This window comes from Acinetobacter sp. YH16032, from assembly GCF_013417345.1.
GTDB lineage: Bacteria > Pseudomonadota > Gammaproteobacteria > Pseudomonadales > Moraxellaceae > Acinetobacter.
This window is the reverse complement of the sequence record NZ_VPEE01000001.1, coordinates 565,336-578,449: the sequence shown is the minus strand read 5'-3', so window position 1 is coordinate 578,449 and position 13,114 is coordinate 565,336. Positions and strand designations below refer to the sequence as shown.

14 protein-coding genes are annotated in these 13,114 nt (G+C 37.5%); 8 read left to right on the top strand and 6 right to left on the bottom strand.

The window, feature by feature from the left end; all coding sequences use genetic code 11:
• Window positions 1–72 precede the first annotated feature (72 nt).
• Window positions 73–555, bottom strand: coding sequence for a hypothetical protein (locus tag FTV32_RS02760; protein ID WP_035270703.1), 483 nt, complete (start codon window positions 553–555; stop codon window positions 73–75).
• A gap of 252 nt (window positions 556–807) precedes the next feature.
• On the opposite strand from FTV32_RS02760, the gene FTV32_RS02755 reads away from it, so the two are divergent.
• Window positions 808–2,274 (top strand): GGDEF domain-containing protein, encoded by a 1,467-nt coding sequence (locus FTV32_RS02755; protein WP_180027825.1) that lies wholly within the window; start codon window positions 808–810, stop codon window positions 2,272–2,274.
• Window positions 2,275–2,278: 4 nt separating this feature from the next.
• On the opposite strand, the gene FTV32_RS02750 is transcribed toward FTV32_RS02755, so the two are convergent.
• The gene (locus tag FTV32_RS02750) at window positions 2,279–3,445 is read right to left on the bottom strand and encodes an MFS transporter (RefSeq protein ID WP_035270708.1); all 1,167 of its coding nucleotides are present in this window, start codon (window positions 3,443–3,445) and stop codon (window positions 2,279–2,281) included.
• A 94-nt stretch (window positions 3,446–3,539) separates the two neighbouring features.
• The gene (locus FTV32_RS02745) at window positions 3,540–3,773 is read right to left on the bottom strand and encodes a hypothetical protein (protein ID WP_035270711.1); all 234 of its coding nucleotides are present in this window, start codon (window positions 3,771–3,773) and stop codon (window positions 3,540–3,542) included.
• 272 nt (window positions 3,774–4,045) lie between these two features.
• Between FTV32_RS02745 and FTV32_RS02740 the strand changes: the two genes are divergently transcribed.
• Window positions 4,046–4,594 carry a hypothetical protein gene (locus FTV32_RS02740; RefSeq protein WP_092766323.1) on the top strand — a complete coding sequence of 183 codons (549 nt, stop codon included), beginning with the start codon at window positions 4,046–4,048 and terminating at the stop codon, window positions 4,592–4,594.
• 148 nt (window positions 4,595–4,742) lie between these two features.
• Window positions 4,743–5,219 carry a hypothetical protein gene (locus tag FTV32_RS02735; RefSeq protein WP_035263591.1) on the top strand — a complete coding sequence of 159 codons (477 nt, stop codon included), beginning with the start codon at window positions 4,743–4,745 and terminating at the stop codon, window positions 5,217–5,219.
• A gap of 44 nt (window positions 5,220–5,263) precedes the next feature.
• Here FTV32_RS02735 and FTV32_RS02730 read toward each other — a convergent pair whose 3' ends face one another.
• The 3 genes from FTV32_RS02730 to prmB form a co-directional block, all read right to left on the bottom strand.
• Window positions 5,264–5,617 (bottom strand): hypothetical protein, encoded by a 354-nt coding sequence (locus FTV32_RS02730; RefSeq protein ID WP_143047393.1) that lies wholly within the window; start codon window positions 5,615–5,617, stop codon window positions 5,264–5,266.
• Between the two features lie 98 nt (window positions 5,618–5,715).
• Entirely contained in the window at window positions 5,716–6,801 is a 1,086-nt protein-coding gene (gene aroC, locus FTV32_RS02725) for a chorismate synthase (RefSeq protein ID WP_035263593.1), read from the bottom strand.
• A gap of 14 nt (window positions 6,802–6,815) precedes the next feature.
• A complete protein-coding gene (gene prmB, locus FTV32_RS02720) occupies window positions 6,816–7,826 on the bottom strand; it encodes a 50S ribosomal protein L3 N(5)-glutamine methyltransferase (RefSeq protein ID WP_035263595.1) in 1,011 nt (336 codons plus the stop codon).
• A 371-nt stretch (window positions 7,827–8,197) separates the two neighbouring features.
• Here prmB and FTV32_RS02715 point away from each other — a divergent pair, with 371 nt between their 5' ends.
• The 5 genes from FTV32_RS02715 (at window position 8,198) to FTV32_RS02695 (ending at window position 13,106) form a co-directional block, all read left to right on the top strand.
• Window positions 8,198–8,407: a cold-shock protein gene (locus FTV32_RS02715; protein WP_035263597.1), complete on the top strand. Its 210-nt coding sequence runs from the start codon at window positions 8,198–8,200 to the stop codon at window positions 8,405–8,407.
• A gap of 123 nt (window positions 8,408–8,530) precedes the next feature.
• A complete protein-coding gene (locus FTV32_RS02710; protein WP_180027824.1) occupies window positions 8,531–8,836 on the top strand; it encodes a hypothetical protein in 306 nt (101 codons plus the stop codon).
• 143 nt (window positions 8,837–8,979) lie between these two features.
• Window positions 8,980–10,353 (top strand): AarF/ABC1/UbiB kinase family protein, encoded by a 1,374-nt coding sequence (locus FTV32_RS02705; protein ID WP_092766329.1) that lies wholly within the window; start codon window positions 8,980–8,982, stop codon window positions 10,351–10,353.
• A gap of 227 nt (window positions 10,354–10,580) precedes the next feature.
• A complete protein-coding gene (locus FTV32_RS02700; RefSeq protein WP_092766330.1) occupies window positions 10,581–11,876 on the top strand; it encodes an acyl-CoA dehydrogenase family protein in 1,296 nt (431 codons plus the stop codon).
• 30 nt (window positions 11,877–11,906) lie between these two features.
• Entirely contained in the window at window positions 11,907–13,106 is a 1,200-nt protein-coding gene (locus FTV32_RS02695; RefSeq protein WP_180027884.1) for an acyl-CoA dehydrogenase family protein, read from the top strand.
• Window positions 13,107–13,114 lie beyond the last annotated feature (8 nt).

Genomic DNA, 13,114 nt, shown 5'->3' with positions numbered 1-13,114 from the left:
CAAGATGAATAAAAAAGCCTCTTTTTCAAGAGGCTTTTTTATTATTGAAGAATAGACTGCAAAGATTTTAGCTTAAGGCAATATACGATTAAGTTTTGCAAAACATTGTCCACCCTTTTCAGATGCACAGAAATTGATTTGATTCGGATTGTCCCATTTTACAAAATATTGAGACAAATCTCCTGCCTGATCTACTTGATTACCAGAGCAGTCTTTTTCGTTGTTCTCATAATTGACTTGCATGACCAAGGTAGGCAACAAGCCCGAAGAGCTGTCTTGAGATGGTTGATACTCAAATAAACCGACCGACCACTCTTTAGCACTATTCACGACCACCTCATTGTTACCACGGAAATTATAATACTCAACACATTTTTTATTATTTGGAATTTCCATTCCCCATAAACCTAAAATTTCTGGGCGCATGTTGATTCGAATATTATTTTCAGGCTGTTGTAAATCAGCACCTTTAGCTTGCGCTTGGACATTTTGATCGGCAGAAGAAAAAGACGTCATTAATAAAAGTAAAGGTGCAAAAAAAACTGTTTTTTTCATACAACATCTATAGGTCAACGTTTAGAACTAAATTAGCACATTTCAGCAAGAAAACTCATAGAATTAACGTGATAAGAACAATTTTATATAAGAAAATGAATTCCCTATTGATGAACTTTAAATCATCAGCAGTTTAATGCGATCTATTGATTTATTAGTGCAAAAATATATTCTTATCAGAATAATATTCATTCTATACCTCACAGAAAGCTTAAAAATATAAGATTTTATGCAAGGGAATATACGTTAAGTATGACCATATGGATACGAACAGAGCTGATTAAAAACAATGCACAATCTTTTTTGATTGTCATGCTCATCATTACACTTTGTGCTTTGGCTGGAATACTTGGTCGACCTCTCTCATTTCTTGCAATTTTCTGGCCTGCAAATGCCGTACTACTTGGTCTTTTTTTAAGATTTAGTTATCTCAATAATCTTGGTGGCTGGCTTGGGGCCTTTTCTGGGTATATGCTTGCAGACCTAGGTACTGGCAACACTTTACAACTTACTTGGTTGTTAACTCTTGCTAACTTGCTAAACCCATTAGTGACCTTATACCTACTGAATCGGTTAAAAATCAATTATCAAGAATTCAATAAAGGTCTTACATTTGTTTACTTATTTTTAATTAGTGCTTTTGGCGGGTGCCTAGCGAGCCCAACCTTTGCGATTTTAACCATCCCTTATGTTCCTAACAGCTTTATGGAACTCAGCCGTATTTGGGTTGATTTTGGCATGTGGTGGAGTGGTGAAATTCTTAACTTTGTCGCTTTTTTACCTATTGTTCTCGCATTACCAAACAAAACTACAGTTCAACAATATTTTGTAAATCAAAAAAATCAACGTTTAAGTTTGCCCTTTGTCTTACCCTTCATATTTGTCGTTGTATCTGTAATTCTAACTCACTTTTTTATTGGCCCTGGCGCCATCATGTTCCCGATCGGAGCACTCATCTGGGCAGCATTAACCTACAATTTATTGTTGGTTGCAATCATCAACTGCTTTGTATGTATGTTCTTATACAACAGCTTAAGTGCATATTATCTAACAGAATCTCCAGAAGCATTTATTTCGACAACACTGTCTGTTCGCATCGGTCTTTTCATGCTGGCTTTAGGCCCACTAACATTATCAATTATTAGTTTGAATCGCCAAAAGCTATATCACCAAATATTATATTTAGCGAACCATGACAGTTTAACAACGACTATGAATCGCCGATATTTTTATGAAGAAAGCGAAAAGACGATAGACTCAACTCATAGGGAGGCGAAATCCAATATTCACAGCGTGTCTATTCTACTACTCGATATTGACCACTTTAAAAAAATTAATGATCAATATGGACATGAAATAGGTGATATTGTTCTCAAAGACTTTAGCAATATCGTCAGATCTCAAATTAGATCAAATGATTTATTCGGTAGAGTTGGCGGTGAAGAATTTGCCATCTTAATTAAAGATAGTAACCTACCAGCCTGCATTAAAATCGCACAGCGTATATGCGACCGCGTGGCAGAAACACCGATTATGATCAGGCAAAATCAACATCTCAATATTAGTGTAAGCATAGGTTTAAGTTATCAACAACTTCCGTCTGGCACCCCATTCCAACAATTGATTAATCGTGCAGATGTTGCCCTTTATCAAGCGAAATCTGAAGGACGAAATAGATTATGCGTGGATCCGCAATTACTATTGACTCAAACATCATAAGTCACTATCTTGCTTCAGTGGGCTTGAGATTTGGTAAAGCGGATAAAAATATGAAACCAATCAACGTTGAAGCTCCTGCAATGATAAAAATATAGCTGCCAGAAATCAGCTCCCAATACTGTCCTGCCAATACGCTTCCAGATGCCACACCCAAGCCCCACATCGTACTATACAAAGCTTGAGCTCTACCCTGCTGCCCAGCAGAAAAGTGCTCAAAAATAATGCGCATCGCCAATAAGTGAAATAAACCGAAACTGAATGCATGCATTGTCTGGGAGAGAAATTGGAGAACAAAACTTTCAGGAAATAAACCAACAATCAAAAACCTAAGCCCAGTCATCCATAAACAGATCGCAACCAACTGACGCCATGTAAAACGATTTAAAAAAAATGATGCATAGGCAAACATCATGATTTCAGCAATAACACCTGTTGACCAAAGAAATCCTGTTGCTGTGGTACTAAATCCAGATGACTGTAAGTAATTGCTATAAAAACTATAGAATGGTGCTTGAGCAAACAACATAATGAACTCAATTAAGAAAATTGCTTTCACAACTGGTTGTTTTAAGACTGGAATAATGGATTCAAGTGTTTTTTGGGCTTTTGGTGCGCCCTTCGGTTCTTTTACTGTAAATGACCATAAGAACGCCAGAAATGAAATACTCAGTAATAAAATCGGGAGATACTGAATATCGATGATTTCAAGAATTAGACCAATAAAGAAAACACCAACAATAAACCCAATCGATCCCCATTTTCTCACTTTGCCATAAAGTTCATTTCGTTTTTCGCCTAACCAAAATAATGTAACGCCTTCAAATTGAGCAAGTATCGCATTTTGAAAAAAGCTGAAGATCAACATTAACAAGGCAATTGATTGAAAATTATTGGGTATAATAAAAATGAGGAACCATATACTCGCTTCCATCCATGTTGCGATTCGCACCAATAGCATTCTTTTACCCGTTTTATCCGCCACCCAACCCCAAATAAACGGCGCAAAAAAACGTGTCATGATTGCAATTGCACTAAGCCACCCAATCTCTAAAAAGCTAAATCCCTGATCTTGCAGATATAGACTCCAATACGGCATGAAGGTACCGACAATCGCATAGTAGAAAAAGTAGAATCCACCTAACCTACTTTGGATTGGGAATGTTTGGTGCATATTGAACCGTGCTTAATTTCGAATAGAACTATATTATAAAATAGATAATGAATAGTGATGAGAATAAGAAAGGCAGCTCAAGGCTGCCTTTAAATTAATTCAGTGCGATGACTTTAACTAAGATTGTTTGTGATTCTTCAAAGTCATCAAATATTTGCTTTCGATTAAGTTCTTTTGACTTCACTTTAAACTCATGATTCTGGTACTGAATGACTGATGGAATTGAATCGAAATACGCATAGTCTGCCTCGATGGTTTCTTCAAACAATGGAGTGCCCAATTGATAGTCTTTGCTCTTCAGCACCACATATTTCACAGTCGTTTTCATTTCATACTCTTTTATTAACGCTTTATTTTTAGTTATATCACCTTTTGAAAAGTGTTCAATCAAAAATAGAAATGTTTGACCATAAAGGACTCAATCAATTATTTTTTACCACCTTTAAACTTAATTCAAGCAACCTGACAAGCATCACAAAAAGAAAAATAGCAAAACACGACAATAAATATATATTTTTTGATAACTGGTTAACATTTATATGGATTGTATGCTAAATTTAGCATATACAAAAACAACATCTATTTAACTGGTTGATAATAATGAAAGTTCAATTTATATCTATTCTTACTGCTCTTTCACTGAGTGGGTGTATCGTTGTATCCAATAAACCAAATGCAAGTTCTGCAAAAGCTTATGCATCTAATGTTATTGATTTTAAACCTTCAGAAAATGCCAAGCGAATTGAAACACGTGGTCAGGTGATTTGTGAACCATCAAAACCATGTACTGAGTTAACATTTGATTGGAAACAGCAGAGCAATAATTTATTTAGAGTACATACCAATCTATTTGATCGAAAATCTTTTGATATCAAGCAAGTGATTTTCACGCTAGATGGTCAAACTTATCCTTATACAACTTTAACTCAAACCAATACACGATCAGTCAACAATTCCGATCTCATTAACTCTTCAAATTACATTGATGTACCAATGAATTTTGTCGTTATGTTTGATCAGTCTAAATCTATCGATATTGCTGTAGTGACAGATCAAGGTGCTATTACGCATAGCATTTTAAAAGATGGGCATGCATCATTTGCCTATCAAACATTTAAAAGTGGCTACCAACAATTTAAGCAAAAGTAAAAAAAGACCCACTATGGGTCTTTTTTTAATCATCGATACAAAACTGCAACGTGTTATTAGACTGCTAGGTATTTCATTTTTTAGAATTTTTCGTTAGATTTAACAAATTGTGTACACAGTTATAATAAACAAGACAATAGGTAAAATCATGAAAATCAAACTAGCGCTTATTTCAGCATTGGTTGTATTAACAGGTTGTGCAGGAAGTTATCCAGAACGTGTTGTAACCAAAGGACCTCTCATCTGTGCTACTGATGAAATTTGCCCTGAGCTTGCACTCCGTTGGAATGATGAAAAGCGTAATGGTTTTAAAATAACTGCAGATGTAAATGACACTATACAGCACGATATAAAACAATTGAACTTTATTGTTGATGGTCAGCCTTATGTCTATTCAACAATTCAACCAACCCAATATGCAACTGCAGCTGGTGTAACGAATTCATCTAATTTTATTGTCGTTCCTGTAAGTTTTTTAAACTCATTTAGAGACGCAAAACAAATTGATCTAAAAATCGTGACAGCTAACGGCGAAGTGACTCGTCCCATCCTGCAAGCTGACGGTCAGAAGTCTTCTGCTTACTTAACATTTATCAAAGGTTATACAGGTCAAACTATCGAATAAATGAATTATTCACTAAAAAGCCAGTTTGTTGAACTGGCTTTTTTTTAAGGCTTACAACTTTTTTGATAACTTGTTCCTAAATCTTGGAATGATAACTCAAAAGAATTTCTCATTTTTTTTGCAAATAATGCTTCTTCTTTTGCTTTAGCCATATGAATATTCTTTTGTGCTATTCGCTCTAAAGCATTTAATGCATCTGCATATTCACAAGCTCTTTGAATGATCAACGAAATATTCTGCTTACTATCGACCGATTGATGTAATCGAATTTGACTCGCTTCAATTTCGTTATAAATTGACTTCACTTCAATATCAAACTGAGATTGTGTTAAGCCATTCGCATAACTATACGATAATCCGCATAAGACCATCGCCCCAACCAATATCCTTATTTTCAATTGAATTCCCCATAAAACGTTCAATTGCAATTTTAAAATTATATTAAAAAGCCAGATCAATCATCTGGCTTTTTACATCATACGCTTTTTTACTTTGGTTAAATTGGCTCAAATGGCGCAACAACGTCGGCATTTTGGGCACGATGACGCATAAAGTGATCCATTAACACGATTGCAAGCATCGCTTCAGCGATTGGTGTCGCACGAACACCCACACAAGGATCGTGACGACCTTTAGTAAGAACATCCGTATCTTCACGATTAATGGTAATCGTTTTGCCTGGTGTGGTAATAGAAGCAGTAGGTTTTAGTGCAATTGATACACGAATATCTTGACCACTTGAGATACCACCTAATATACCACCAGCGTGATTCGCTAAGAAGCCATCAGTTGTCAGTTCATCACGTGTTTCATGACCAAATTGTTCAGCCACGCCAAAACCATCACCAATCTCTACACCTTTAACCGCATTAATTGACATCATCGCATGAGCGATATCAGCATCTAAACGGTCGAAAACAGGTTCTCCCCAGCCTACGGGTACTTTAGAAGCAATAATTTCAAGTCGTGCTCCACAGCTTGTTCCTTTTTCACGCAATGATGTCACAAGTGCTTCAAAGCGTGGTACGGCATCAACATCACCACAAAAGAATGGATTATTCGGCACTTCATTCCAATCTAGTTTTTCTGTTTTTTCAGTTCCGATTTGTGTTACATGCCCTCGGATTTCAATACCAAACTTTTCAAATAAGAATTTTTTAGCAATTGCACCCGCTGCAACACGCATCGCTGTTTCACGTGCGCTTGAGCGACCACCACCACGGTAATCACGGAAACCATACTTTTGTGTATAAGTATAGTCTGCATGACCTGGACGGAAAGTTTGTGCGATATTACCGTAATCTTTAGATTTTTGGTCTGTATTACGAATTAAAAGACCAATGGATGTCCCAGTGGTTTTACCTTCGAACACACCTGAAATAATTTCAACTTCATCTGGTTCTTTGCGTTGTGTTGCAAATTTAGAGGTACCTGGTTTACGACGATCTAAGTCTATTTGTAAGTCCTCAGCTGATAACTTTAGACCTGGTGGAACTCCATCTACAATCGCCATCAAACCAACACCGTGAGATTCACCACAAGTTGTTACACGGAACAATTGTCCAATACTATTGCCAGCCATGTTCAACAACTCCTTTAAACTTGAACAGATTGAATGAATAAATCACGATATTGACGGCATTGTGCTGCAGTCAGTGCAAAAATACCTGATCCACCACGTTGGAATTGCAACCAGTAGAAATCAACAGTATTAAAGTTTTGCTTCATCGCCCATTCTGAGTTGCCCACTTCAATGACGATTAAACCATCTTCAGTTAAATAGTCTGCGGCTTGAGCCAGCATTTTACGCACAAGATCCAAACCATCTTGACCCGCTGCCAATGCCAATTCTGGCTCGTGATGAAACTCATCTGGTAAATCTGCCATATCTTCAGCATCGACATACGGCGGATTAGAAACAATTAAATCATATTGATTTTCGGCAGGTATTTTAGCGAAAAGATCAGATTCCAATAAAGCGACTTGATACTGTTTATTGTGATGCTCACAGTTGATTTGTGCAACTTCAAGGGCTTCTTTTGAAATATCAGTAGCATCGACTTCAGAATCAGGGAATGCATATGCCAAAGCAATTGCGATACAACCAGAGCCAGTACACATATCCAAAATACGCTGTGGAGTTTTAGGATTTGGATTCACTGGCAAATTATTGACCGCTTCACCCATTTCACCATTTTCAGTCAAACAATAAGGTGCAAAACGATTTTCAATCAGCTCAACGATTGGTGAGCGTGGAATCAGTACACGCTCATCTACATAAAATGGTTTACCAAAGAAATAAGCAAGATTTAATAAATATGAAGTAGGAACACGGTCATTGATACGACGTTCGAGTAAACTCAAGAATTCCGCAACTTCGCTTGGCAGCAATTTTGAGTCTAAAATCTCAGCATCGGCATTCCAGTCTAGTGACAAAGTTTGTAAAACTAAAGCAGAACTTTCAGCAAAATAATCTTCAGTACCTTGACCTAAGTGTGCATCGTATTGACGTAATGCTGTAACTCCAAAACGAATAAAATCTCGAATAGTTGTTAAGTTTTCAGCGGCTTCCTGTAGATGTTCAGGGCTAATAGTCGGTCGATCCACTTAAGGCGTCTCCAAGGTCAATTTTTTAAAAACGGTCTATGATACCTTGTTTTATCCTATTAATAAAAAGTTCTATCCGTGTTATTCGGCAAATTTGTATTGAAAATTTGAATAGTTAGAATTATCCATTGAATAAGGTCTACTCATTCAGGTTTTAAAATAGCGAGAAAGTTGATTAAAACTAACGATATTGAAAATAATCGTGTATACTCGAAGCCAACTAGAAAATTTATGTTGTTTCATTAAATCTTTTATTTCGCAGTGTTAGTCATAATCCTACGTTTGGTTTCAGATTTTAAGTTTCATTTTTTTTCCAAGTTACATCATTGAGTTCAAACTCATAACATTAAAGTTTTATTAGGATTCCTATTATGTCTAATACTGTTAAAGGTACAGTTAAATGGTTCAACGAAACTAAAGGTTTCGGTTTCATCCAACAAGAAAACGGTCCTGACGTTTTTGCTCACTTTAGCGAAATCAAAGGTTCAGGCTTTAAAACTTTGGCTGAAGGCCAACAAGTTGAATTCAGCGTAACTCAAGGTCCTAAAGGTCCTAACGCTGTTGACATCGTAGCAGTTTAATTAACTGTTAAAAAAAGCGGGCTTTGCCCGCTTTTTTTTGACTCTCGAAAAGCTCACCAGACTTGAAAAAGAAAATTTAGACTCAAACTAATAAAAGTTAAAGTGAATTTCAAAAGTTAAAGTATGAGTTATAAACACAATAATTTAATGGCAATGCGTCAAAATTACTGGAGTGATGATTCTTCCCCTCGTGTCACAACAGAAAAACAATTTCTTAAGCAATTTTTGATGGATCATCAAATTTTTGAAAATCCAAGTTTGGATGATGTTAAATATTTTTTCTTCAGCTTACCTAGCGTCATTATTATCAAAGCATATGCCCTTGGATTTATTCATGAAACTGTTGTCAACTTAATGAAGTTATTCATCTCTGAGTATCGCGTGTCTCTGTCTACTCGAGCTCAACTCCCAGTTAAATATCGAATTTAAAAAGCTTAGGCTATTTAAGTTTGAATAAATTGACCATTTATACACCTGATATTGAAATACTTGAACTATTTTAATACGTTCATAACATGTAATATTCAATACAATGATTTCTCTGCGCGATTCGCTTAAAGGACCTAAACTTCATGTCAGATCAGAATGAAAAGCTTAAACAATTAAAAACTTCTTCAATGGATCGCCGTCTTTCGATTGCGAAAGCTTCTCTACTGGCTGGCACACGCTGGGCTGCTTCAAGTGCGAGTTCTATTTTTTCAAGCGAAGAAGAAAAAGAAAAAAAACGTAAACAAGCGATGAAAGAACAAGCTGACTATCTTGTTGCTGAAATCGGTAAATTAAAAGGCTCTATCGTCAAAATTGGTCAAATGATGGCGTTATATGGTGAGCATTTTCTACCTGAAGAGATCACGCAAGCTTTAAACACTTTAAATAATCAGACCGTTGCCCTCGCGTGGCCTGCGATCCATGAGCAACTGCGCAACCAACTTGGCTCTAAACTCGATGATCTCACCATTGATCATGAGCCTTTAGGCACCGCATCATTAGCACAGGTTCACCGTGCAACACGTAAGTCTGATGGTCTTGAATTGGTGCTCAAAGTTCAATATCCAGGTGTAGCAAGCGCAATTGACTCAGATATGAGCTTGTTTAAGAACATGCTCAAACTTACACGCATGGTTCCTCAAACTCGTGAATTTGATCAATGGTTTGATGAGGTTCGCGAAATGATGCACCGTGAAGTAAATTACAAAATTGAAGCTGAAACAACACGTCGTTTTAGAGCGCGTTTAAAAGATGATCCGCGTTATGTTGTTCCACAAATTATTGATCAATATTGTACAGATCAAGTGCTTTGTATGACTTTTGAGCGTGGTGTTCCGATTAATAGCCCAGTCATGCTTTCACTCCCTCAGGAGCGTCGCAACAAATTAGGTGAAGCATCGCTTGAAATTGCCGTTCGTGAAGTGTTTGAATGGGGCGAGATGCAGACTGATCCTAACTTTGGTAACTACCTAGTACGCTTAGGTGACGGCGCGCAAATTGAAGATAAAATCATTCTTTTAGACTTCGGTGCGATCCGTCAATTTGATGATCAACTCCTCAAGGTAGCTCGTAATTTAATTACCGCGGGCTATCATCATGATGCTCAAGCCATGGTCAATGCTATGACAGGTTATGAGTTTTTCGATGCAATGCCATTAAGCATTAAACCCGACATGGCAAAAGTGTTCCTTCTAGCTACTGAAGCTTTTAGTACTTATAGCAATAATCCAGACCTACCAACAGGCATTATGGATGAACAGCAGCGCTATGATTGGAAACAAAGCCAACTGCATAGCCGTGTGATGCAACGAGCATCCAAGTCGATGGCATCGCGCTATTTTTCAGTTCCACCGAAAGAATTTATGTTCATCAGTCGTAAGTTCATAGGTGCATATACATTCATGACTGTGATCGAAGCAAAAACAAATGTGCGCAAAATGATCCAATCATATGTTTAAGGAACAAAGACCATAGTGATCTATCGTGTCACTATGGTCAATTTATTAAATAAAAAATTTAATTACTAAAAAGAATATATCTTAAATTTCATTAGAATACCTATTCAATTACCATTTATCTGTTTGGTCAAAAAAGTCTTTTAAGCTAGTCATTTTCGACATAGTCATTTCACTAAACACATGTCACGATCTTGTTGTATAAAAAAACCATCAGGGAATTTACAACAATGAATGATATCGCAAACAAAGCGCAAGGTTTAGGCTTAGCCTTGATCACTAAGCTCGCAGGCAGTGATTTAATCGATCAATTAAAACTAAGAAAAATTATCGAACGCTCGCTTTATCAAGGTTCTAAGGCTGGATTTAAAACCTTGGGCTCTACACAGAAAATTTTTAAACAAAAATCCAATACTCCGACTCAACGTCTATCCAATCAGCAAAAAGGGTTATTTGATCTCAGCCTTTCTGAAGAACAACAGATGACTGTTGATGCGATGCAACAATTTGCTCATGAAGTTCTCTACCCCCTAGCACATACAGCCGACCACCAAGCTACTTTTCCAGAAAACTTATGGGCTCAATTTAAAGATTTAGGTGTCAATTATTATGCATTGCCTGAACAATACGGCGGCGTTGCTTCAGAAAAGAATGTGGTTACAAATGTGCTGATCGCAGAGCAACTTGCACAAGGTGACTTCTCATTAACAGCTACATTACTCTCCACGTTCTCAGTCATTAATGCAATTACACAGTGGGGTTCAGCAGAGATTCAAAATAAGTATTTGTCGGCATTTAGCGAACAAGATGATCTATTTGCAACTTTTGCTGTTCAGGAAAATACACCTGCTTTCAACCCTTTCCAATTAAAAACAAAAGCGACACGCCAAGGCGATCATTTTGTCATTAATGGTGAAAAAACTATCGTTATTCTAGGTGAGCAGGCAGATCTTTTATTGGTTTCCGCAGATTTAGATGGAACAGCTCAGGTTTTCATTGTTGAGCGAAATGAAACGATTTCATATAAAGCAAATCCAGCAATGGGGCTTAAAGCAACCCAATCTGTGAGCCTAAAATTTAACAACACACCAGCATTTAAACTAAATGAGCAAGATTTTGATTATTCAGCGTTCATTGATCTGGGCAATTTAATGTGGTGTGCAATGGCAGTGGGTACATGCCAAGCGGTTAAACAATATTGCATTCAGTATGCCAATGAACGCACCGCATTTGGTGAACCAATATCCCACCGTCAAAGTGTTGCATTTATGATCGCGGATATGGCTATTGAAATTGATGCTATGAAAATGTTGGTTTTGAATGCTGCAAGCCGTGCAGAATCAGGTTTAAGTTTCCATCGCGAAGCATATTTAGCACGAATTTTATGCGCAGAAAAATCAATGAAAATTGGCACTGATGGCGTACAACTCTTAGGTGGACATGGCTTTACCAAAGAACATCCAGTTGAACGTTGGTATCGAGATTTGCGTGCTACTGCCATTATGCATTCTGGTTTACATGCTTAATCAAATAATAAAAATTTAAGGACAAAGATGATGAATTTAGAAAATCCGAAAAAATTTAAAATGCTTGTTGATCAAGCTCATCAGACAGCGTTAAACGTGCTTCGCCCTATTTCACGCAAATATGATAAAGCTGAACATGCTTATCCCAAAGAACTCGACATGTTAGCATCCCTATTGGATGGTATGAATGAAGGTGGCGATGGCATGAATGCTGGCGCTGCCGTCAATAAACGTGGAGATACGACTCAAGGCAACAAAAATGGCGTGAACATGTCTACTGCTTTGGGTGTAATTGAGATTTGTTATGGCGATACTGGTTTATTACTTACCATGCCTCGCCAAGGATTAGGTAACTCTGCAATTGCTGCTGTAGCCAATGAAGAGCAACTTGAACGCTTCAAAGGAACTTGGGCTGCGATGGCAATTACCGAGCCAGGCTGTGGATCTGATTCTGCAGCAATACGCACCACAGCGACTAAAGATGGTGATGATTATATTTTAAATGGCGAGAAAATTTTCGTCACTTCTGGTGAACGAGCTGATTCAGTCGTGGTTTGGGCAACACTCGATAAAAAACTTGGGCGTGCAGCAATCAAATCATTTGTTGTTCCTAAAGGCACGCCTGGCATGACCGTTGAACGTCTTGAACATAAACTCGGAATTAAAGCTTCAGATACTGCTGTCATTCGCTTTATCGATTGTCGTGTCCCTGCTGCAAATTTATTAGGCAATGCTGAAATCGATGTTGCAAAAGGTTTCGCTGGCGTCATGGAAACTTTTGATAATACACGCCCTCTTGTGGCCGCAATGGCAGTTGGGTGCTCTAAAGCGTCTTTAGAGCGTATCAAGGAAATTTTTAAAGACCAACTAGATGCTGAATATGCCACCCCCTACCTTCAATCCTCAAATATTGCAGCTCAGATTTATCGTATGGAAGCAGAATGGGAAGCTGCTCGTTTATTAACCCTAAAAGCTGCATGGATGGCTGACAATAAAAAGCCTAACTCGCGTGAAGCTTCAATTGCAAAAGCGAAAGCTGGACGAATTTGTAATGAAATTACATTGAAGTGTGTCGAACTTGCTGCAAGTGTAGGCTATACCGAAGATGAGTTGTTGGAAAAATGGGCGCGTGACTCCAAAATACTAGATATCTTCGAGGGTACACAACAAATTCAACAGCTTATTGTTGCGCGCCGTGAACTTGGAAAATCATCAAGCGAATTGAAATAAATCACGTT